At 67.0% G+C, this 20824-nt stretch carries 21 protein-coding genes; 4 read left to right on the top strand and 17 right to left on the bottom strand.

Annotation, left to right across the window (positions count from 1 at the left end; all coding sequences use genetic code 11):
• From prcA to arc, 6 genes are all read right to left on the bottom strand, one after another.
• Entirely contained in the window at positions 1 to 687 is a 687-nt protein-coding gene (gene prcA, locus M9952_08190; GenBank protein MCO5312897.1) for a proteasome subunit alpha, read from the bottom strand.
• Positions 684 to 1430 (bottom strand): proteasome subunit beta, encoded by a 747-nt coding sequence (prcB, locus tag M9952_08185; protein MCO5312896.1) that lies wholly within the window; start codon positions 1428 to 1430, stop codon positions 684 to 686. Before prcB ends, prcA begins: the two co-directional genes overlap by 4 nt.
• A gap of 59 nt (positions 1431 to 1489) precedes the next feature.
• Entirely contained in the window at positions 1490 to 1684 is a 195-nt protein-coding gene (locus M9952_08180) for a ubiquitin-like protein Pup (GenBank protein ID MCO5312895.1), read from the bottom strand.
• A 119-nt stretch (positions 1685 to 1803) separates the two neighbouring features.
• Positions 1804 to 3387, bottom strand: a complete 1584-nt coding sequence (locus tag M9952_08175) for a proteasome accessory factor PafA2 (GenBank protein MCO5312894.1) — start codon at positions 3385 to 3387, stop codon at positions 1804 to 1806.
• Positions 3388 to 3397: 10 nt separating this feature from the next.
• Positions 3398 to 5506 (bottom strand): DUF4185 domain-containing protein, encoded by a 2109-nt coding sequence (locus tag M9952_08170; protein MCO5312893.1) that lies wholly within the window; start codon positions 5504 to 5506, stop codon positions 3398 to 3400.
• Positions 5507 to 5545: 39 nt separating this feature from the next.
• A complete protein-coding gene (gene arc / locus M9952_08165) occupies positions 5546 to 7285 on the bottom strand; it encodes a proteasome ATPase (protein ID MCO5312892.1) in 1740 nt (579 codons plus the stop codon).
• 241 nt (positions 7286 to 7526) lie between these two features.
• On the opposite strand from arc, the gene M9952_08160 reads away from it, so the two are divergent.
• A complete protein-coding gene (locus M9952_08160; GenBank protein ID MCO5312891.1) occupies positions 7527 to 7772 on the top strand; it encodes a ferredoxin in 246 nt (81 codons plus the stop codon).
• A 184-nt stretch (positions 7773 to 7956) separates the two neighbouring features.
• On the opposite strand, the gene M9952_08155 is transcribed toward M9952_08160, so the two are convergent.
• From M9952_08155 to M9952_08105, 11 genes are all read right to left on the bottom strand, one after another.
• Complete coding sequence (locus M9952_08155; GenBank protein MCO5312890.1) at positions 7957 to 9129, bottom strand: CvpA family protein; 1173 nt, start codon at positions 9127 to 9129, stop codon at positions 7957 to 7959.
• Positions 9126 to 9902, bottom strand: coding sequence for a tRNA (adenine-N1)-methyltransferase (locus M9952_08150; protein MCO5312889.1), 777 nt, complete (start codon positions 9900 to 9902; stop codon positions 9126 to 9128). Before M9952_08150 ends, M9952_08155 begins: the two co-directional genes overlap by 4 nt.
• Positions 9899 to 10840 (bottom strand): adenine nucleotide alpha hydrolase family protein, encoded by a 942-nt coding sequence (locus tag M9952_08145; protein ID MCO5312888.1) that lies wholly within the window; start codon positions 10838 to 10840, stop codon positions 9899 to 9901. The genes M9952_08150 and M9952_08145 overlap by 4 nt, the downstream gene beginning before the upstream one ends.
• A gap of 14 nt (positions 10841 to 10854) precedes the next feature.
• The gene (locus M9952_08140; protein MCO5312887.1) at positions 10855 to 11049 is read right to left on the bottom strand and encodes a MoaD/ThiS family protein; all 195 of its coding nucleotides are present in this window, start codon (positions 11047 to 11049) and stop codon (positions 10855 to 10857) included.
• Between the two features lie 68 nt (positions 11050 to 11117).
• Positions 11118 to 11651, bottom strand: coding sequence for a hypothetical protein (locus tag M9952_08135; protein MCO5312886.1), 534 nt, complete (start codon positions 11649 to 11651; stop codon positions 11118 to 11120).
• Complete coding sequence (locus M9952_08130) at positions 11648 to 11854, bottom strand: hypothetical protein (GenBank protein MCO5312885.1); 207 nt, start codon at positions 11852 to 11854, stop codon at positions 11648 to 11650. Before M9952_08130 ends, M9952_08135 begins: the two co-directional genes overlap by 4 nt.
• Positions 11851 to 12198: a phage holin family protein gene (locus M9952_08125; protein ID MCO5312884.1), complete on the bottom strand. Its 348-nt coding sequence runs from the start codon at positions 12196 to 12198 to the stop codon at positions 11851 to 11853. Before M9952_08125 ends, M9952_08130 begins: the two co-directional genes overlap by 4 nt.
• Positions 12199 to 12234: 36 nt before the next feature.
• Positions 12235 to 12903 carry an LON peptidase substrate-binding domain-containing protein gene (locus M9952_08120; protein ID MCO5312883.1) on the bottom strand — a complete coding sequence of 223 codons (669 nt, stop codon included), beginning with the start codon at positions 12901 to 12903 and terminating at the stop codon, positions 12235 to 12237.
• Positions 12900 to 14333: a D-alanyl-D-alanine carboxypeptidase/D-alanyl-D-alanine-endopeptidase gene (gene dacB / locus M9952_08115; protein MCO5312882.1), complete on the bottom strand. Its 1434-nt coding sequence runs from the start codon at positions 14331 to 14333 to the stop codon at positions 12900 to 12902. The genes M9952_08120 and dacB overlap by 4 nt, the downstream gene beginning before the upstream one ends.
• A gap of 175 nt (positions 14334 to 14508) precedes the next feature.
• The gene (locus M9952_08110; protein ID MCO5312881.1) at positions 14509 to 15984 is read right to left on the bottom strand and encodes a CoA-binding protein; all 1476 of its coding nucleotides are present in this window, start codon (positions 15982 to 15984) and stop codon (positions 14509 to 14511) included.
• Positions 15984 to 16679 carry an acetate--CoA ligase family protein gene (locus M9952_08105; protein ID MCO5312880.1) on the bottom strand — a complete coding sequence of 232 codons (696 nt, stop codon included), beginning with the start codon at positions 16677 to 16679 and terminating at the stop codon, positions 15984 to 15986. Before M9952_08105 ends, M9952_08110 begins: the two co-directional genes overlap by 1 nt.
• Before the next feature lie 73 nt (positions 16680 to 16752).
• On the opposite strand from M9952_08105, the gene M9952_08100 reads away from it, so the two are divergent.
• The 3 genes from M9952_08100 to tkt all read left to right on the top strand — a co-directional run bounded on the left by M9952_08100 (position 16753) and on the right by tkt (position 20783).
• The gene (locus M9952_08100) at positions 16753 to 17136 is read left to right on the top strand and encodes a hypothetical protein (GenBank protein MCO5312879.1); all 384 of its coding nucleotides are present in this window, start codon (positions 16753 to 16755) and stop codon (positions 17134 to 17136) included.
• A 127-nt stretch (positions 17137 to 17263) separates the two neighbouring features.
• Positions 17264 to 18409 carry an FIST C-terminal domain-containing protein gene (locus tag M9952_08095; protein MCO5312878.1) on the top strand — a complete coding sequence of 382 codons (1146 nt, stop codon included), beginning with the start codon at positions 17264 to 17266 and terminating at the stop codon, positions 18407 to 18409.
• Positions 18410 to 18818: 409 nt separating this feature from the next.
• On the top strand, positions 18819 to 20783 hold the full coding sequence (tkt, locus tag M9952_08090) for a transketolase (GenBank protein ID MCO5312877.1): 1965 nt from the start codon (positions 18819 to 18821) through the stop codon (positions 20781 to 20783).
• Positions 20784 to 20824 lie beyond the last annotated feature (41 nt).

The raw sequence follows: 20824 nt of genomic DNA, 5'->3' as shown, positions 1-20824 counted from the left end.
CTACTCCTCGGGGGGCAGCAGCGCCGCCAACTCGTCGCCGGTGATACGTCGGAAACTGCGGCGGGGCGCCTGGCGTTCGAGCACCGCGACCTCGAGTTCGGGCTCGGGGAGACGCCGGTCCGGGCCTTCGAGCGCGCCGACCGCCCCGGCCAACGCGTCGGCGAGCGGTGCCCCTGCGACGAACGCGTCGGCGAGACGTTCGCGAATGGCCTCGGCATCGCCTCCGAGCACGGTGAAATTCGCTTCGTCGACGAGCGTCCCGTCGTAGTGGATGTGAAACAACTGGTCGTGTTCCGCGCTGGAGCCGACCTCGGCGACGAGGATCTCGACCTCGAGGGGCTTCATCTCGTGGGTGAACACCTGTCCGAGCATCTGCGCGTACTGATTCGCCAGGCTTCGAGCATCGACGTCTTCACGGCTGAAGGCGAACCCCTTCAGGTCCGCGTGGCGCACGCCGGCGATGCGGAGTTGATCGAATTCGTTGTACTTGCCGACCCCGGCGAACCCGATGCGGTCATAGATCTCGGAGATCTTGCGCAGCATGCGGCTCGGGTTCTCGGCACACAACAAGATGCCGTCGGCATAGGTGACGGCCACGAGTGAACGACCTCGGGCGATGCCCTTGCGCGCGTAGTCGGCGCGGTCCTTCATCATCTGTTCGGGAGCGACGTAGAACGGAGCGGTCATGACACACCTCCCCGGCGGGACTCGATGCGGCCGATGAGGTCGCGACTGCGGGTTTCGAGCTCCTCGTCGTCGAGGCGTTGATAGCCCTGCGCGGTCACCGTGGCGACGACCGGGAAAATCTTGCGGATCAGGTCGGGGCCGCCGGTGGCGGAATCCTCATCGGCGGCCTGCCACAGCGCCTCGATGACCAGATCGACGGCCTCCTCGCGGCTGAGCGCGGGGCGAAACCCGAGCTTGGCCACGGTCGAGGCGTGCATCGAACCGGATCCGGTCGCTGCGTAGTCGTGTTCCTCGTAGCGTCCGCCGGTGATGTCGTATTGGAACAACCGGCCGTTGCCGCGTTTGGTGTCGTAGCCCGCGAACAGTGGCACGACCGCCATCCCGCTCATCGCCGCCGGAAGGTGATTGCGGATCATCTGGCTCAGCTGGTTCGCCTTGCCCTCGAGGCTCAGGTGGTTGCCTTCGACCTTTTCGTAGTGTTCGAGCTGCAACTGGAACAACCGGACCATCTCGATCGCCGGCCCCGCGGCCCCGGCGATGGCCACCGCCGAATAGCGATCGGCGGGGAAGACCTTTTCGATCGTGCGGTGGCTGATCCAGTTGCCCGAGGTCGCACGTCGATCGCCGGCGATGACGACCCCATCGGCATAGCGGATGGCGAGGCAGGTGGTGCCATGGGTGATCGCCGCGGCATCGCTCGGGCCAACGGTGATCGGCTCGGAGCGAAGCCCGACCCGTTTCATCAGCTCACCGAAATCTGGGCCGGGGTCTTCACCCGGTGTGAAACTCGGCAGCATTTCGGTTACTCGCCGCCCTTTTGGATGTAGGACTTCACAAAATCCTCCGCGTTGGTTTCGAGGACGTCGTCGATCTCGTCGAGCAGGTCATCGAGTTCGGCTTTGATGCGCGACCCGGCCTCGCTGGGAGCGAGATCGTCGACATCGGTGTCGTCGGTGCGAGTGGGAGCGTTCTTTCGGATCTGTTCGCGTTCGGCCACAGTCGTTACCTCCAGAACCTTCAACGTAGCGTGATACGCCCCGGGTTCCGACGCATGGTCGTCGGCCCCGACCGCTCGCCGGTCGCCCACCGACTGCTCGCCGGTGGTTCGCCGGTCGTTCAGGCGCCGAGGCGACGGACCAACTCGGCGGCATCCTCACAGCCGTCGAAGAGCGCCTCGACATGGGCCCGGGTGCCTTTGACGGGGTCCATCATCGGGACCCGCCGCAGCGCCGACTCGCCGACATCGAACACCAGCGAATCCCAGTTGGCGCTGACCACCGCATCTCCGAATTGGGCGAGACTACGGCCGCGGAACCAGGCGCGGGTCGACTCCGGCGGCTCGATGACGGCCCGGGCGACCTCGTCGTCGCTGCAGATGCGTTGCAGCCCGAGACGGGCGGCCAGCGAACGTTCGGGGCGCAGGTCGTGGTACTGCAGGTCCATCGCTGCGAGGCGGGGGTTCGACCAGGCGAGACCGTGTCGCTGCCGATAGGCGTCGAGGAGGCGGTATTTCGCGACCCAATCGACCGTGTCGGCGAGTTCCATCGGGTCGCGTTCGAGGGTGGCCAACACGTCGTGCCATCGCTGTAGCACCTCATTGCCGGCCTCAGCCCCGATCGACTCGAGGATGCCGTGGCTGGCGGCGGCGTCGACCTGGCGAAAAATTTCCCATTGGATGTCCAACGCCGTCATGGTCGACCCGTTGGCAAGTTCGAGCGGTTCACGCAGGGTGAGGTCCCGGGACACGGTTCTGACAGCGGACACCGGAGCGGCGAGGCGGATCGGATCGGTGACCAGTCCGGCGTCGATCGTCGCCAACCACAGCGCGGTGGTGCCGACCTTCAAGAGCGTCGCGACCTCGCTGATATTGGCGTCTCCGATGATGACGTGAAAGCGGCGATATCGCGACGCGTCGGCGTGGGGCTCGTCGCGGGTGTTGACGACGGGGCGCTTTAGCGTCGTTTCGAGCCCGATTGCCTCCTCGAAAAAATCCGCTCGTTGTGAGATCTGAAACACGTCTCCGCTCGCCGGCACGCCATCGGCCTCGCGTCCGACCTTGCCGGCACCGCAGAAGATCTGGCGGGTGACCAGGTGTGGGGTGGCGCCGGCGGCCAGGTGGGCGAACGGGGTGGAGCGCGCCAGCAGGTAGTTCTCGTGGCACCCGTAGCTCTGCCCCTTGCCGTCGGAGTTGTTCTTGTAGATGACTACCTCGCGACGGCCGGGAAGTTGACTGTTTGCCGCGGTCATCGCCCGGCGAAGTATTTCGTCACCTGCTGCGTCGTAGCGCACGACTTCGCGCGGGGTGCGGCACTCGGGAGTCGACAGTTCCGGGTGAGCGTGGTCGACGTAGAAACGGCTTCCGTTCGACAGCACCGTGTTGACCAGATGCGCCTCCACCTCCGGGGCGAAGGTGGACACGCTGATGTCGCCGGCGCCTCCCGGGCGCGCACCACTCGGAGTCGTCCCCGGGTGCTCGGCGTCTCCGACCCGTGCGTCGTTGCTCGGCGTCTCGTCGTGGAAATCCCACGAGGTGCCGCTGGCGGTCGACGCCCCACGCTGTCGAAGACCGGTGTCGACGTAGGCCGAGACCAGGATCGACGACGCCGTCATCGGGCTCATCGAGGTCGGCTCGGCTCCGTCAGGTGATCGCACGATGATGCCGTACTCGGTTTCGATTCCGCACACGATCGGCAACACCACGGGTTCGACCCTACCCGCTTCGTCGCGAAACCGAGACCGCCGCGCTCGTCACGAAGTACTGTCCGCGACCGAAACTCAGCGCGGTCGCCTGGTCATAGAACCCGAGCCCGAGACGCCCCTCGGCGCCGTGGTCGAGTTTCGGTGTCGCCGCGTAACACGACCGGCGCTGACCACCGACGGTGTTTTCGCAGTCGGGCAGCGCAACCGAAACCGGGGCGCTCCACGGCCCGATCGGCGACTCGGCGAAACGGATGGTCGCCTGTCCGATGAATCCCGGCCACGGCGAGTACACCATCACGTAGAGCCCGCGCGAATCGTCCCGAGACACGTTGAACGAGGAGGCCGGAGCGTTGTAGCCCACAAAGGCGCCGGCGTCCATCGGCAGGTGGCCGGCCGGGGCCGAGAGGTCCGTCGCCGTCCACCCAGCGCCGTCCCAGTAGGTGTAGTCGGCCCGGACATGCGCGCGGTGGGGCGCAACTCGGGCGACGCGGCACGGGCCGTAACCCGCGTAGTCGGCAGGGTTCGACGGGTGATCGCACTGGTACGCATACAGGTACCCGTCGGGGGCCAACACCGAAGCGGTCCCATAGGCACGCCGCCCGAAGAGGTTCTGTTCGAGGATCCGTAGTTGCACGGGCAGATGTTGCGGCGGCGATGCCGGGTTGTACTGGTACTCGCCGATCGAAACGCCCTTGTACTCAAAATCCTCAGCGCTGCCGAGACACATGTTCGCCAGGTACACCAGCACTCGATCGGTTCCGTCACCGTTCGGCACCGTGACCGCGGAGATGGGCCACATCGCCTTGTGTGCCCGGGAGGTGGGGCATGCACCGAACGATTCGGTCGGACGAGCGAGCAGGTACGGGACCCGCTGGGCATCCGACGCGTCCGCCGGAGAGGTCGACGCCGTGGCGGGCGCCCACGCTGCGGTTCCGCTCACGAAATACCGCATGGAACCGTCGGGGTTCGGGGCCGTGGAATCGCCGAAAAGCCAAAGGGTCGAGCCGTCGGACAGACGGGTGGAAACCCCGGCGTCGCGATCGATATCCGCGAGCGAACTCGACGATGAGCGCACGGCGTGGGTGGCGCCGACGACCCCGGTCGTGGCGACGTTGAGCGCGCCGATCACCGCGGTGGCACAGGGCAGGGTCCGGTCGCGTTGGATTCCCGAACCGGTGCCGACGTTGCGCAGCGTCGCGCAGAACTGATGTGCGCCATCGGCAAGTCCATTCACGGTCACCTGCCAGCGGCCGTCCGTCGCGACGACCGCGGGCCGACCCGCCACCTCCACCCGGACCGGCGCTCCGTCGGGATCGGTCGCCGTTCCCGCAACCGTCACCTCCGATCCGACAATGCGCACCGAGGAGACGAACCCGATCGGCCGCCGGTCGGCCACGACGTGACGGCGACACCCCAACTCACGGTTGGCGCCGAGGGCCCGGTTGATCGCCACCACACAGGTCGTGTGGGTGCCCGGTTCAGCGAACGACATCGTCAGGTCGTAGCCGGAGTTGATCGGACCGCGGGTCGCGGCGGCGACATCGGGCCGTGCATGCGCCGCCGGGGCCGCGGCGACTTGTGGATCGTCGATGGTGCCGTCCACCTTCGAGGTCACCATGACGTCGATGGGGCCTCCGGCATCGGGATCGACCGCCCATCCCGCAACCCGCACCGAGGTCGGCGTGATGTCGAAGGCGTCGACCGATCCGAACGGGTCGATCGACGGCACCGTGATCGTGCGACATCCCAGCATCACGTCGGCGCCGTTGCCCACGTTGTGGACGCCAACGCAGGCGGTGTGGCGGCCGGGCGGCGCGGCGATGGCGACGTCGAAGCCGTGGGTCGCTCCGGCCGCAGGGTAGGCCGCACCGACATCGGGCCGGTGCGTGCTGGCCGCGGCCGAGACCCGATTTCCGTTTGCCACCGCGGCGGTGATCAGGATCGGCGAGGCGGTGTCGCGGTCGATCGCCCAACCGGTGAGCCGGATCGCACGACCGTCTGTGCTCAACCCCACCGAATCCAACGATCCGATGGGGATGCTCGGGTGATCACACGCGCTCAACGCCGTCGTGACCACCATGAACGCGGCGATCGTGGCCGCCCAGCGCCTCGTGTTCATCCTCGCCTCCGCCGCCGTCGTGTCAGGGGGTTGGCCGGGTCACAGGTACTGACCCGTCACGACCGCTTCGATCGCCCGGCCACCTTCGAAGTGATCCTCTTGTTGGATCAGCGTGCGAATGTAGACGATCCGTTCGCCCTTTTTGCCGGAGATCTTCGCCCAGTCGTCGGGGTTGGTGGTGTTGGGCAGGTCTTCGTGTTCCTTGAATTCCTGGTGCGTCGCGGTCACCAGGTCGCTGAGGCGAACCCCTCGAGTTCCGGACACGAGCTCGCGTTTGATCGCCAACTTCTTCGCCCGGCGCACGATGTTTTCGATCATCGCCCCGGACGCGAAGTCCTTGAAGTACATGATCTCTTTGTCACCGTTCTGGTAGGTCACCTCGAGGAACTGGCTGGATTCGTCCTCCCGGTACATCTCCTCGACCGTTCCTTCGATCATCGCCAGGAGTGCCTTGTGGCGGTCTCCTCCACCGAGCGAATCGATCTCCACGCCGTCGACGGGGGTGTCGTCGGTCAGGTAACGGCCGAACACCGCAGCGGCCGCGGCGCGGTCGGGCCGACCGATTTTGATTTTCACATCGAGGCGTCCCGGCCGCAGGATCGCGGGGTCGATGAGATCCTCCCGGTTGGATGCGCCGATGACGATCACGTTCTTGAGCGTCTCGACCCCATCGATCTCAGCGAGGAGCTGCGGCACGATCGTCGATTCCATATCGCTGGAGATGCCGGTGCCCCGCGTGCGAAACAGCGACTCCATCTCATCGAAAAAGATGATGACGGGGGTCCCGTCCGCCGCCTTCTCGCGGGCGCGGGTGAACACGTCGCGGATGTGACGTTCGGTCTCGCCGACGTACTTGTTCAACAGCTCCGGGCCCTTGACGCTGATGAAGTAACTCGCAGACTCCCGACCCGTGGCCGCGGCGACCTTCTTGGACAGCGAGTTGGCCACGGCCTTGGCGATGAGTGTCTTGCCGCAACCGGGCGGGCCGTACAGCAAAATGCCCTTCGGCGCCGGCAAGGCGTACACGTTGAACAGATCCTGGTGGAGAAACGGCAGTTCGACCGCGTCGGTGATCTGTTCGATCTGGTCGTCGAGGCCGCCGATATCGCTGTAGGAGATATCGGGCACCTCCTCGAGCAACAGGTCGTCGACCTCGCCGCGTGGAAGCTTTTCGAGCAGCACCATCGAGCGGGTGTCCATGAGGAGCGAGTCGCCGCTGCGTATCGGCACGCCGACGAGCGATTCACCGATGGTCGCCACGCGTTCCTCATCGGCACGGCCCAACACGATCGCCCGGGTTCCATCCTCGAGCACCTCGCGCAGATTGACGATCTCGCCGACGGTGTCGGGTCGACGAACCATCACCACCGCGTAGCTCTCGTTGAGCACGACCTCGGCCCCGGCGATGAGCGTGGCGGGATCGACCGACGGGCTCACCTCGACGCGCATCTTGCGGCCCGAGCTCATCACGTCGGCGGTGTCATCGTCGTTCATTTCGAGCAGCGTGGCGTACGCCGATGGCGGCTGGGTCAACTTGTCGACCTCGTCGCGCAGCGCGGCGATGTGGTCGCGCGCCTCACGCAAGGTGAAGGTGAGCTTCTCGTTCTGGGCGACGGCCTGGGCGAGCTGTCCCTTGGTCTCCAGCAACCGTTCTTCGAGGGTCCGCACGCGCTTCGGTGCGTCCTGGATCCGCCGTTGCAGCAGCGTGATCTCGTCGTGAAGCTCCGCAACCTCGTTGCGCAGGGTTTCCACCTCGGGGCTGTCGTTCGGTTCGGTCACCGTCCACCTCCCTGGAGCTCGTGGTCGTCGGCGTTGGCGGTTGCGACTCGCTGAGGCCTCGCCGTGACGAGAACCGTCCCTCGGCAAGCTAACACCGTGCCGGCGGAATCCAACTCACCCCGTCGAACATGTCGATTGTCACCTCGGCGGAGTTGCCCGAAACCGTCTTGCTTGTGGTTAGAATCGATCGCAGGCGTCGGGACCGAACACCCGCACCGAACAATCCGAGGAGCATGGAACTATGGGTATGAAGGTCTGGATCGATCAGGATCTGTGCACCGGCGATGGCCTTTGTGAGGAAATCGCCCCGAAGGTGTTCAAACTGCTCGACGACGGGCTCGCATATGTCGTGAGCCCCGACGGCACGGTCCACTCCGACCCGGGTGGCGCCGAAGGGCTAGCAGAGGTTCCGGACAGCGAGATCGAAGGCACGATCGAGTCCGCCGAGGAATGCCCCGGCGAGTGCATCTTCATCGAGGTCGACTAACCGACTACCGAGCTCGGTCGTCGTCATACGACGCGATGATGCCCCCGCCGATGGCGGGGGCATCGTCGCGTCTGCGCGCCTGCCTACCCCGATTGCCGGCCACATGCCCCGTTTGCCTGTTCTCCGATAACCAGTGGTCGTGATCACGACCACTGGTTATCGGAGAACAGGCAGTTTGGGTGGTCTATCGCAGGCAGGAACCCGACGGCACCGGCACCGGGCTGGCGGTCTGGAGCACCTCGCGCACGCTTTGCGCGGGAATTCCGTAGGCGGTCTGCGGATCGTCGGGTGCGACCCCGAAGGCCAGGCCCTCAACTTGGCCCTCCGGGGAGATGAGCGGCCCCCCGGAAACACCGGGGCTGATGCGCGAACCGAGAATCAACACGTCACGCGCCGAGCTGTCCTGTCCGTAGATATCAGTGGAGTTGACCGTGCGCTGCCCCGCGAGGGAGAACGGCGAGATCGCGAGGCTGCCACCGCCCGGAAATCCGAAGATCGCACCGTCGGGCGCTGTCTGGTCCTCGGTGAGCGGCAACGCCGCCACGTCGAGTTCCTTGGCGAACAACACCGCGACGTCTCGGTGGGTGTCCACCGCATGCAGGGTCGCCGTCTGCGTCAGGCCCTGATCGTTGCTGAGTTCGATGCGCGTGGCTCCGGCGATCACGTGAGCGTTGGTCACCACGACACCGGGCGAGACGACCACCCCGGACCCGAGCGACAACACCTCACAGGTCTCGGCGCGCACGCGCACGGTGGACTCGATGGCCGAGTCGGTGACCTCGGTCGACAGCGGCGTCTCGAGCGGCGCCTCGGGCTGCAGTCCCCCGATATCGATCTGCTCCATGAGGTGCCACAGCCCGTCGAAGGCGCCGAGGCCGAGGGATTGAGACACACCGTCGAGCACATCGGGGGCCGGGCCGAGTGCGCGATTGAGTCGACTCGCCACCACCGACGAGCGGGCGATGTCTGCGGGCCATCCCGGAACCATCGTCATCGTCGGAAGCACCATCCACGCCATCAACGCGGTCGACGCCAGGCCGAGCAGCGCACCTCCGGCCGAATCGAGCAGGTCGAAAGCCGACTCGTCGACCGCAGCGCTGGCGCGGGACCCCAACCAGGTCCCCACCGCGTTGCCGAGAACCGCACCGACGACCAGAACCGCGAGCGAGCGCAACAGTGCCGGGGCATCGGTGGCCACCTCGGTCGCGCTGGCGATTCGGCGCAACACGATCGACGCGACGAGGATGCCGCCGAAGAGCCCGAGCCACGAAAACGCCCGATGCACGAACCCGGCGCGCCAACCACCGAACACCGCCGAAAGGGCGAACAGGACCAGCGCGACGTCGAGGGCGTTCACCCTCCCGGGCACCTCGCCGAGGTGAGGAACCCTGTGTGAGCCACCATGCGATGATCGGGGCGCACCGCCTGGCCCTCGATGTACCACCCGCGGTTGAGCACTTCGAGGGTCTCCGCCAGGATGAATCCGTCGCGTTCGAGGGCGTCGCGAAACTGCATCACCTGCACGATGCTCGGCGAGTACGCAACGATGATGCCCCCGGGCCGCAACGCGGTTCGTGCGTGGGGCACCACCTGCCACGGTTCGGGCAGGTCCAACACCACGCGGTCGAGGTCGCGTTCATCGATGCCCTCGTAGCAGTTGCGAAGCTGCACGTCATAGCGTTCGAGGGCCTCCTCGCCGAGGAACTTGCGTACGTTCGCCTGGGCGCGTTCGGCGAAGTCCTCTCGAAGCTCGTAACCGGTGATGTGCACGCCGGTGCGCAACATGCCCATCGACAGCGCACCCGATCCGACACCTGATTCGAGCACCCGCATGCCCGGTCCGATGTCGGCCATCATCAGGATCGGCCCGATGTCTTTGGGATAGATGACCTGCGCTCCGCGTGGCATCTTGAGAATGAACTCGCTCAGCGTCGGGCGCAGCACCGTGTAGGTGGCGCCTCGCGTCGAGGTCAGCACGGCACCCTCCCCGGCTCCGATGATCTCGTCGTGGGCGATGTAACCGGCGTGAGAATGAAACTCCTTGCCGGATTGCAGGGTGAGGAGGTAGCGGCGGTGCTTGTTGTCCAACAACACCACCACGTCGCCTTCATGGAGTTCCGATGCACTCACTCGCGGTGATCCTTCGTGGTTAGTTCGACGGGTTGTGCGCCGCCCGCACGTTCGACGAGGCGGCAAAAGGCGCAGACTTCCGAGGGGCTCGGCGATCCGCACGTCGCACAGGTCCCGAGGGCTTCGCGTTGCTCGTCCGCCTCGGGCGTGAACAGCGCGGAGGCGCGACGCAGAAAGCTCAGGTAGAAGTCCGACTTGGTGCCGGGGCTCTGGCGCTCGAGATCGTTGAGCAGGTTCTTGTAGCCGATGTGTTTGTTGCCGGCCGCCATCGGGCACTCGTCGATGACGTAGTCGATGCCGCTGACGACGCAGTAGGCCGCCATCTCGCGTTCCCCGAGGCGGATGAGCGGCTTGACCTTCTTCGGAAATCCGTCGCGGGCCTCGAGCACGGGCCGTTGCCGACCGAGGTACTCCGTTTGCCAGCGCATCACGTTGCCGAACAGCACCGCCGCCTCATCGTCGAGGTTGTGACCGGTGACGAGCACGTCAAAGCCTCCGTCGAGTGCGACGTCGTCGAAGATGTGTCGCTTCGACAGCCCGCACGCCGAACACGGCGCCCGACGCGCGGCCTTCGACCCGTCGGGGATGTCGTATCCGTACTTCTCGACGATGTCGACCTCGATGAGTTCCGCGCCACGACGCTTCGCATACGTTCGGGCGTAGTCCTTGGAGACGTCGCTGTACTCGCCGATTCCCAGGCCGATGTAGAGCCCCGTCGTCGCGTAGCCGAGGTCCAACAAGATGTCCCATACGGCGAGGGAGTCCTTGCCGCCCGACACTGCGACCAGCACCTTGTCCTGCGGGTCGATCATGTCGAATTCGTGAACCGCCTTGGCGACCTGATCGCGGCAAAACTTCGTGAAATGCGGCGCGCAGAAGTTGGAGTTGTGGCGGCGTAGATCGATGACGGCTGGTTCGCGGCACACCGTGCACTTCATGGCGCTGTCGCCTCCTAACCGCCGCTGATGACCGGGCGGATCTCGATGACGTCGTCGTCGTCGAGCATCGAATCGCCGGGGACGAGTTCGCCATTGCGTACGAGCAACACCGACTCACGGTTGAACTCGAGTCGGTTCAACAACTTGATGACACTGATGGGCCCCGAGACCTCGATCTCGCGGGTTGGGTGACGCAACGTGACCTTCACACCCCTAGTTTGGCCGATCGCCGGGCCGGTGAAATCACCGGCGAGTTCACAGCGCGCATCGTCGCGGCTCAGCGGTAGATGCGGGTGCGTGGAACCCGGCGTTTGCGAGGGCCCGCCTTCGCCGCGCGCAGTGCGGCGAGTTCGGCGTCGAGGGCATCGGCGTTGCGTTGAAGCCTCGCGACCTTGCGGCTCGGTACGACACGGCGGTCATAAGCCGCCCCGAGGCGTTCCGAGCGGCGCACCGCCCGCTGCTGGCGAGGTGAGCCGGTGGGACGCCGATCCGCCTGGCGTTGTGCACGCGAAAGCTTCCGGGCAACGCGAACCGTCGACCGCGACGGCGCCGTGGCGGTGTTGAGGCGGCGACGAGCGGCCTGCTGTTTGGCGAAGACCTTTCGTTCCTTGCGTTTCATCGCGGGTCTCGCGGTCACGACGTACTGCTCGCCGGGGCGCAGGTCGGTCGCATCGATAGTGACCGGATCGCCGACCTTGCGAAGCTGGTCGATTCCCCAACCGATGGCAACCGACGCGGCGAAGCCTGCGAATCCTCCGCCGAAGGTTCGGTCGAGCGCGAGGGAACGGAGCCGTCGCGTCGTGGCGCTCACGCGCGCCTCACCTCGATGATCGTGTTCTTTCGGACCCCGACCCGGCGGCCGAGGATGAAGGCGATGACCAACACACCCAACGCGACGATGGCGCCGACGGTGATCAATTGGCTTTTCGCGCCTTCGACCGTGCCGGTGGCCTCGTCCTGAATCGCCGACAGCTTGGCCTTGATGTCGTCGGGGGTGATTTTCTCGGTGCTCACGACGCTGCGTCTTTCTTCTTGTTTGGATCGTTCTTGAAGCCCAGATAGCCGGCGACGGCGATGACGATGATGGCGGCGACGAAGGTTGCCGCATACGGCACGAGCGACGCCGCACCGCTGTTGTGGTCGAACCATGGCGCCGACTGCAGGCCGCGAAGCAACGCCATCAGCAAGAACACCATCCCGACCCCCACGAGAAACGCCCCGCCGAGCCCGTAGCCCAGGTATCGCCCGAGGGATTTGAGCGGATCGACGGTCTCTTGTTTCGCGTAGCCGACGACGAGTCCCTTCAATTCGTTGACGTGATCGGCCGGCTTCGTGCGTGGTGCGTTGGCATCAGCCATCGGTTCTCCTCGGATTCGTCACGACGGCTTCCTTTCCTAGTGGTTCTCCTCGCCGCTCACAAGCACGGCGAGGTCCTCGAAACATTCGAGCAGGATGCGGCGACGCTCATCCACGTCGCATGATGCCAGGATCCGTTGGCGATCGAACGGGTTGAGCGGCAGGACCGCGGCCATCTGAAAGGTCGCCAGCGCCGGGTCGTCGGCGAGTTCGATCTCCTCGATCGGGCCGCGACCGGTTCGTTCGGACACGAGTCGCACCAGATGGCGAAACGACGTGTCCAGCTCCAGCCACCGGGGGTCGTCGTCGGCCGCTACCGGCGAGGAACGGTCCGGCAGCGGTCGAACGAGAGCCCGCGGGTAGGGGTCGTCGGCCAGCCAGTCGACCACCTCGATGCGTTCGGTGCCGATCGCCAGGACCTGCCACGTGCCATCGAGGGCCTGGTCGGCTCGATGCACGACGGCGCGACAGCCGATCATGCACCGTTGGTCGCCGCCGCCCACCTCGCTGCCGCGCTCGATCAACACGACGCCGAACCCGTTGCCCGCCGCGAGCACATCCTCGATGAAACGCAGATAGCGGGGTTCGAACAGGCGAAGTGGTAGCAATCCGGTCGGCATGAGGACGGTTCCGAGCGGAAACATCGGCAGCGACTCGGGGTCGGTCGTGCCAATCGGGTCGCTGTCCCCGTCGACGGCATCGGTCATGGGCGCGGCACGCTCGGGCCGACGAGCGCCGGGTCGATCGAATCGGGATAGTCGATCAGCGCGGCCGCCAACGCATCTTCGGCGTTGGTGTCCGCGCCGGTCACCTCGCGCCCGACGGTGTTGATCACCGTTGCGAAGCTGATTCGTTCCTCGCGCGCCTGGGCCCAGCCGCTCAACGCCGTGACCGATCGCAGCGTGCCCGTCTTGGCGAAGACCCGTCCGGCCCCAGGGCTGTTGTGGAACCGGTCGCGCAAGGTGCCCACCTCTCCATTGGCGGTCGGCAACCCCGCGGCGAGCACGCCCTGGGACGGGTCGGGGTCGGAGTCGTCGCCGTTGAGGGTTGCCAGGATCAGATCGCAGGTGACCCGGCTGCCGTCGTCGAGTCCGCTGCCGTCCAACAGGGAGATCTGCGACATGTCGGTGCCGAGACCGCCGAGCCGGTCGACCATGGCGACCAACCCCGCAGCGGTCGATCCCTCCCCCGACACCTCGCGGCCGATGGCCTTCACCAGCAATTCCGCGGTGTTGTTGTCGCTGAAGGTCAGCATCTGCGCCAGGAGTTGCCATACGGGACGCGAGGCGATCTCCAACACGGTGTTCGTCGTCTCGGGAGCCTGGCCGCTCGCCGGCGCGCCGCCGACAGCGATGCCACGGGCGCTCAGCAGTTGGGTGAATGCGTCGGCGGCCCAGGCGGCAGGGTCTGAGGCAGGTTGCGCGCCCCCGCCAGCACCCGGAATCGGGCTGTAGGTTCGGGCATCGTTTACGCTGAGCGCGCTGAGCGGGCCGACCTGTCCCTGGGCCAGCATCCGGCTCGGCCACGTCGACACGGTTCGCTCGGCGTCGAAGAACGAGTCGTCCCCGACGACCGACCCGGTGATGGCGGTGATCCCGAGCGCCGCGAGCTCATCGGCGATCGCCTCGATACTCGTGTGTGCCCCCTTGCCCCACTTGAACGTCGACCGGTACGTGTCGGACTCCAGCAGCGGATCGCCGCCGCCGATGATCCAGAGGTCGCCGTTGATGACGCCACCGTCGATCGGAGCGGTCGTGGCGAAACGGGTCGTGAAGGTGTGGTCGGCTCCGAGCACCTCGAGCGCGACCCACGCCGTGAGCAGCTTCTGGTTCGACGCCACGGCGAGTGCCTGATCGGTGCCGTGGGACACGATGACGCGCTCGCCGTCTCGGACCTCGAAACAGCTCGTGTCGCTCAGGGCAGCGAGCTTCGGAGCGATGGCGTTGTTCAGCCGCCGGTCCGCTTGGGGAGCGACGAGGAACTTGGGGACCCGTCGAGCCGACAGAGCCGCGGTGGTGGCGCTCGGCGAGTTGGCGGCGGACGAGGTCGCGGGAGTCGCCGCATCGGAGCGTGCCGATTCGTCACTCCACGCCCACCCTCCGACCAGGAGTCCGGCGACGACCATCCCGGCGCCCACCAGCACTGCCGACCGGCTTCGGCGCGGCCGGGCACCGGGTGAGGCGTCGACGCGCCCGACTCGCCCGGTGGGCCCGGCGTGCTGCGACCGTCGTCGCGTTGGTTGCGGCGGTTGCTGCTGCGGGGCCTGATGCAAGAAGTCGTCGGTCGGCGGGCGGTCGGTCATGGTCGGCGGGTCACGCGTTCTGTTCGTGGTGGCGGCGGAACTCGGCGTAGCGGGTCAGGTGCTCGAGTGCGGTGACCGCACGATTGGCGGTTGCGTAACACACACGGCCCGATGCCCTCACCGCCGCGGGACCGGCGTTGGTCGGATCGGAGATCGCGAGCTCGGTGCAACACAGGATCGGCTTACCGGTGGCCTCGGAGATCTCGGCCGCGGCGTGGGCGAAGCGGGCGTCTTGGCGGCGGTGGTACTCGACGATGCGCTCGAGGCCGTGATCCGGATAGAACGGTCCGTCGACCATCATCGCCGCCTGGTTCGATTGGATGCCGAGTCCGAGATAGACGATCGAATCCACCGAGGGGTGCCGGGCGATGAGTTCCATCACCGTCGGAATCGTGTCGCGGGTTTCGCCGCCGGCGAGATCGACCGGGTTGTTTCGGCTCCAGCGCGGCGGAAGGTGCTCATCGATCGCTGCGAGCAGATCGTCGGGCAACTCGACGAGTTCGAGGGTGCGGCTGGCGGAAATGGCATCGGCGGTGACCACTCCCCACCCACCTGCGGTGGTCATGACCACCACGCGATTGCCCGCTGGCAATGGCTGCGTGGCCAGGGTGGCCGCCGCTTCGAAGGCCTCCTCGACGGTGCGCGCCCGGGTGAGGCCGCCTTGTCGACATGCGCCATCGAAGACACGATCGTCGGTGGCGAGCGAGCCGGTGTGGCTCGACGCGGCCTTCGCTCCCCCGGCGGTTGCGCCGCCCTTCACGACGACCACCGGCATTGTCGGGGTGATCTGTCGAACGGCGTCGAAAAAGCCGCGACCATCCTCGAGCCCTTCGACATAGGCGAGCCCGACCTTGGTCGCCGGGTCGGACTCGTAGAACCCCAGGAAGTCCGCCACGCCGGTGGCGGCTGCGTTGCCTGCCGACACGGCGCGGCTGATGCCCACGCCGGTGGCCAGCGACAGGTTGAGAAACGACGAGATGAAGTTCCCCGACTGTGACGCCACGCCGATCGGGCCGGCGGGCGGGTAGGGCGCGACGATCTGTGCGCAGAGTTGTGCCGGGGTCGATACCACCCCTTGGCCGTTCGGTCCGGCCAGCAGGATTCCAAGTTCCTCGCACAACGCGACGAGATCGGCTTCGTCGCGGCGTCCCTGTTCCCCCGCCTCGCCGTAGCCGGCCGAGGTCAAAAACGCCGCCTTGACGCCCTTCGCCGCGCACTTGCGCAACAGGTCCGGGTTGGCGTCTTTGGGGGTGCAGACGAAGACCAGGTCGATCTCGCCGGCCGGAAGCTCGTCGATGTCGGGCACCGACTGCACGCCGAGCACCTCGGCCCCGTCTCGATTCGTCGCGAACACCTTGCCGGGGAAACCGCACGCCAGCACGTTGTGCAGCGACACGAACCCGAACTTGCCGGGGTGGGTCGAGGCTCCGGCGATGAGCACGCCACGCGGCTCAAAGAGCGCCTTGAATTGCTCGTCGGTGGGCATCAGCGGGTTCCTTCGGTGGTGAGTTCGACCAACGCGTCGACCGCGATCGGCGTGCCATTGGCGATGATGAGCGGGTTCAGGTCGATCGAGTGCACCGCCGGGTTCGAGGCTGCGGCATCGCTCAACGCGACCAGCACTGCGGCCAGTGCCTCCCGGTCGACCGCTGGTTCGCCCCGGAACTCACCAAGCAACGCCACCGACTCGAGCGCATCGATCATCTCGTGGGCATCGGCTGTGGTGATGGGCACGAGCCCGACGGCGACATCGCCGATCGCCTCGGCGAGCACACCGCCGATCCCTACCATGACGGTCAACCCGAACTGCGGGTCGCGGGCCACTCCGGCGATGAGTTCCCGGGTGCCGCTGATCATCGCAGCGACGAGCACGCCGACCTCTCCGTCGTCGGGCAGTGCGGCGTCGAGCAGCGACTGGGCGGCCTGTCGCGTAGCGTCGGCGCCGGTGAGATGAAGGCGCACCAGGCCACGTTCGGTCTTGTGGGCGATGGTGTCCCCGCAGAGCTTTGCGACAACCGGCCAACCGATCTCCTCGGCGGCGGCGACTGCCGCCTCGGCGGTGGCCACGACGCGTTCGGGGGCGATCGACACGCCGAACGGCTCGAGGAACGCCTTGGACTCGGCTTCGGACAGCGTGTGGGTCGCGGGCCGGGTGAGGGGCGACGAAGCTGGTGAGGACATGGCGGCCATCCTACGCGTCGAGGCGGTTGTGACCGTGGCCCTCGGTCCTCGCGTCGGCACTAGCGTCGCAGCCATGCAGATTCTCTCCGCACTCTTCCTGGACGAGATCAACCTTCGCCAGGTGGCCGGTCCATCGACTCGCATCGATATGAGCGGCATCCAGTTCTCGGCGGTGCCCCCGGGCCCCTATCCGGTGACGGTGTCGCCTCATCTGGTGGTCATCATCCGCTGCGCGCCAGGCGAAAACACCGTCGCGGCGCTCGAGGTGACGTTCCTGCGCGACGGGGAACAGATTGCCCGCAACGCTCAGCCCGTCGACATCGAACAGGGCAAGTTCGGCTATCGCCTCGTGCGGGCGGAGTTGAGCTACGACGAACCGGGCACGGTGGAGGCCCACGTGCGCCTCGACGGTGGCCCGGCGACGGTCGTGCCCTACAGCTTGCTCGCCGCCGGGTGAACCCTCGCCAGCCGCTCAACCGTTCTGTAGGTACTTTCGGTGGCCAGGGCCACCGAAAGTACCTACAGAACCCAGGCGGGGGCGATGCTCGGCGGCCCGAAGCCGGTGACCGCCTGCGAGGCGTCACATGAGGTTCGCCGCCGCGCTCAGCGAGCACCCGCTCGCCACGCAGGCGGTCGGCGAGGTCGTTGGTCAGGTGCTCGAATCCCTCGACGCCGCCCCCGACATCGCCATGGTGTTCGTCAGTCGATCCCATGGCGGGGCCATCGAGGACATCGCCCGCGTGGTCCGAAGGCTCCTCAACCCGCGGGTGCTCGTCGGGGCGACCGCCGCCGGCGTCCTCGGGGGCGGCCAGGAGATCGAGGGCGGTGCTGCCATATCGCTGTGGGCCGCCCGGTTCGGCGTCGATGTCGAACCCGTCCGCCTCGAGGCGATCCCCACCGCTGAGCATCTGTTGGTCGCCGGTGGCGCCGCGCTTCAGGCCGACGAGGGGACGTTGTTGCTGCTCGCCGATCCGTTCTCCTTCGCCATGGACCAGGTGATCGACCACCTGCGAGTCGTGGCCCCGGGGGTGACCATGGTCGGCGGGATGGCCTCGGGGGCGCTCGGCCCTGGGGGCAACACCCTGGTCCTCGACGACGAACGGTTCACCACCGGCGCGGTCGGGGTATGGCTGCCCGACACGGTCGATGTTCGCGCCGCGGTATCACAGGGTTGTCGACCGATCGGCGAGCCATTCGTCGTCACCCGCGCCGAACGCAACGTGTTGTACGAGATCGGCGGCCGAAGCGCAGTCGAACGCATCAACGAACTGGTCGAATCGAGCACCGATGCCGAAAAGCGACTGATGGCCGCGGGGTTGCACATCGGCCGGGTGATCGACGAGGCCCGGCTCGAACACGGCCGCGGCGACTTCCTGGTCCGCAGCGTGCTCGGAGCAGACCGTTCGGTGGGTGCGGTGGCGATCGACGACGAGATCCCGGTCGGCGCCACGGTGCAGTTCCAGGTGCGCGATGCCGCCTCCGCCCATGAGGACCTCGTATCCAGGCTTCGCGAGCTCCACGAGGGCGGCGTCGCCGGTGCGCTGGCCTTCAACTGCACGACACGGGGACGCGGGCTGTTCGACGGACCCGATCACGATGCGGGGCTGATCGTCGAGATGCTCGGCGGTGCGGTCGCCGGGATGATGTGTGCGGGTGAGATCGGGCCGGTGGGTGGGCGCACCCTGGTCCACACCCAGTCGGTAGCGTTGGCGATCTTCGGCAACGGGTGACCTCGGGGACCGCCGCGCGGTTCGCGGCCGCGCGGTGCACCTTCGCGCGGTGTGCCGCCGCACGGTTCAGCGTCGTACCGCGCTCGTGGTGTCGGTCGCTGCGCCGGTGTCGCTCGCTGCGCTGGTGGTGCTCGGGGTGGGGTGCTCCTCATCAACGCAGAGTTCCGCCGAAGCCGGCTCGCCCCGCCCGTGCGGCGCGCCCGACGTGGCGAGGCGTCGCGGCGCGGCGAGTAGCATGGCGCGCGCCCGGGCCCGCCGAGTTGCTTCGGCGGCCGTCGACGTGTCGGTGACCGGGCGACGACATGTTTCGCTCGACGCCGTTTCTTTCGGAACCCGACGGGCACCTCACCCACGACCGCCCGACGCCATGTGCACGTCGGCACACAACACATCTCGAAGGGGCTCCCTGGTGGCTTTCACCGCTGAACTCGACACGCTCGGCATCAACGTGATTCGCGGGCTCGCGATGGACGCCCCGGCGAAGGCCAACTCGGGCCATCAGGGCACGGCCATGGCGCTCGCTCCCCTCGCTCATGTGCTGTTCACCCGGGTGATGCGATACGACGCATCGGCACCGCAGTGGGCCGATCGCGATCGCTTCGTACTCTCGGCCGGCCACGCCTCGATCCTGCAGTATTCCCTGCTGTACCTGACCGGATACGGGTTGACCCTCGACGACCTTCGCGACTTTCGTCAGTGGGACTCGCTCACCCCTGGCCATCCCGAGGTTCACCACACCGCCGGCGTCGAGGTCACCACGGGTCCGCTCGGCCAGGGCATCGCCAACGCGGTCGGCATGGCGATCGCCGAGCGTTCGACCAGGGCATCGTTCGGAGAGGCGGTGTCGAACCATCACATCTGGTGCATCGCCGGCGACGGCGACCTGTCCGAAGGCGTGAGCCACGAGGCCGCATCGTTCGCCGGCCACCAGCGTCTCGACAATCTGACGGTCATCTACGACGACAACCACATCTCGATCGACGGTCCGACCGAACTCGCGCTCGACGACAACGCGGTGGGCCGGTTCCGTGCCTACGGGTGGAACGTCGTCGATCTCGGCGAAGCGGCCGAGGACCTCGACGCCCTCGAATCGGCGCTCAACGATGCCCGTGCCCACCGTGGCGGTCCCACGCTGATCGTGGTGCGCAGCCACATCGGGTTCCCCTCGCCCACCCTCACCGACTCGGCCTCGGCACACGGCCTCGCCTTCAAGGCCGCCGACATCGAGGCCACCAAGGCCGTGATGGGGCTTCCGGTCGATGAGTCGTTCCATCTGCCCGACGAGGTGCTCGCCGCCTATCGCAACGCCGGCGTCCGAGGCGGCGAGGCCCGGGCGGCGTGGGAGGCGGCACTTCCGGCAGCGCTCGGCGACCGCCGCGACGATTATGAGTCGCGCCAATCCCTCACCGGTCTCGCCGGCTGGACAGATGCACTTCCCACCTTTGAGGTCGGTGAGTCGGTGGCGACTCGTGTCGCACTCGCGAAGGTCCTCAACTCCCTCGTCGATTCGGTTCCGGCAATCGCCGGTGGTGGTGCCGATCTCACCGGCAACACCGGCACCGAACTCAAGGGGCAGACGCCGATGTCGGCCGAGGCCCCCGACGGCCGTCAGATTCACTTCGGCGTTCGAGAGCATGCGATGGGCGCCACCATGAACGGCATGGCGCTTCACGGGGGTATCTTGCCGGTCGGCGGGACCTTCCTGGTGTTCTCCGATTACATGCGTCCGTCGGTGCGCCTCGCCGCGCTGATGGGAACCAAGGTGCTGTTCGCCTGGTCTCACGACTCGGTGGGCGTGGGCGAGGACGGTCCGACCCATCAGCCGGTCGAACACGTGGCCTCGCTTCGAACCATCCCCGGCCTCGACGTGATGCGCCCAGCCGATGCGAACGAGACGGCCCACGCGGTGCGCCTGATGATCGAGGGCGACGCACCCATGGCGCTGATCATGAGCCGTCAGAACCTGCCGGTGCTCTCGGGCACGAGCTACGACGGTGTGGCGAAGGGGGCCTACGCGCTCCTCGACCCGTCGGATGCGCAGATCACGCTGGTGGCCACCGGGTCGGAGGTGTCGGTAGCCATCGACGCGGCCGCCGAGCTGGCCTCGGCCGGGATCGTTGCCCGCGTGGTGTCGATGCCGAGTTGGGAGCGTTTCGAGGCCGCCGGGCGTGCGTATCAGGAATCGGTCATCCCCTCGGGGGTCCCGTCGTTGTCGATCGAGGCGGGCGTGACCTTCGGCTGGCATCGTTGGGTCGACGACGCGATCGGCATCGATCGGTTCGGCGCATCAGCCCCCGGTGATGTCGTCATGGATCGCCTCGGCATCAACGTCGCCAACGTCGTCGCTCGGGCCACCGAACTCGTCGGCAACTGATCCTGTTCCGCACAGATCTCGCCGCCATAACGCCCAGGAAC

It is taken from the genome of Microthrixaceae bacterium (assembly GCA_023957975.1).
GTDB lineage: Bacteria > Actinomycetota > Acidimicrobiia > Acidimicrobiales > Microtrichaceae > JAMLGM01.
This window is presented reverse-complemented; position numbering and strand designations above follow the sequence as displayed.

What these genes read in the sequence shown, in the direction of transcription:
- M9952_08145 (MCO5312888.1), bottom strand. Translation starts at nt 10,840, where the DNA reads ATGAAGTGCACGGTGTGCCGCGAACCAGCCGTCATCGATCTACGCCGC.
- M9952_08160 (MCO5312891.1), top strand. Translation starts at nt 7,527, where the DNA reads ATGGGTATGAAGGTCTGGATCGATCAGGATCTGTGCACCGGCGATGGC.
- M9952_08170 (MCO5312893.1), bottom strand. Translation starts at nt 5,506, where the DNA reads ATGAACACGAGGCGCTGGGCGGCCACGATCGCCGCGTTCATGGTGGTC.
- prcA (MCO5312897.1), bottom strand. Translation starts at nt 687, where the DNA reads ATGACCGCTCCGTTCTACGTCGCTCCCGAACAGATGATGAAGGACCGC.
- M9952_08095 (MCO5312878.1), top strand. Translation starts at nt 17,264, where the DNA reads ATGAGGTTCGCCGCCGCGCTCAGCGAGCACCCGCTCGCCACGCAGGCG.
- M9952_08120 (MCO5312883.1), bottom strand. Translation starts at nt 12,903, where the DNA reads ATGACCGATGCCGTCGACGGGGACAGCGACCCGATTGGCACGACCGAC.
- prcB (MCO5312896.1), bottom strand. Translation starts at nt 1,430, where the DNA reads ATGAAACGGGTCGGGCTTCGCTCCGAGCCGATCACCGTTGGCCCGAGC.
- M9952_08125 (MCO5312884.1), bottom strand. Translation starts at nt 12,198, where the DNA reads ATGGCTGATGCCAACGCACCACGCACGAAGCCGGCCGATCACGTCAAC.
- M9952_08100 (MCO5312879.1), top strand. Translation starts at nt 16,753, where the DNA reads ATGCAGATTCTCTCCGCACTCTTCCTGGACGAGATCAACCTTCGCCAG.
- M9952_08110 (MCO5312881.1), bottom strand. Translation starts at nt 15,984, where the DNA reads ATGCCCACCGACGAGCAATTCAAGGCGCTCTTTGAGCCGCGTGGCGTG.
- M9952_08105 (MCO5312880.1), bottom strand. Translation starts at nt 16,679, where the DNA reads ATGTCCTCACCAGCTTCGTCGCCCCTCACCCGGCCCGCGACCCACACG.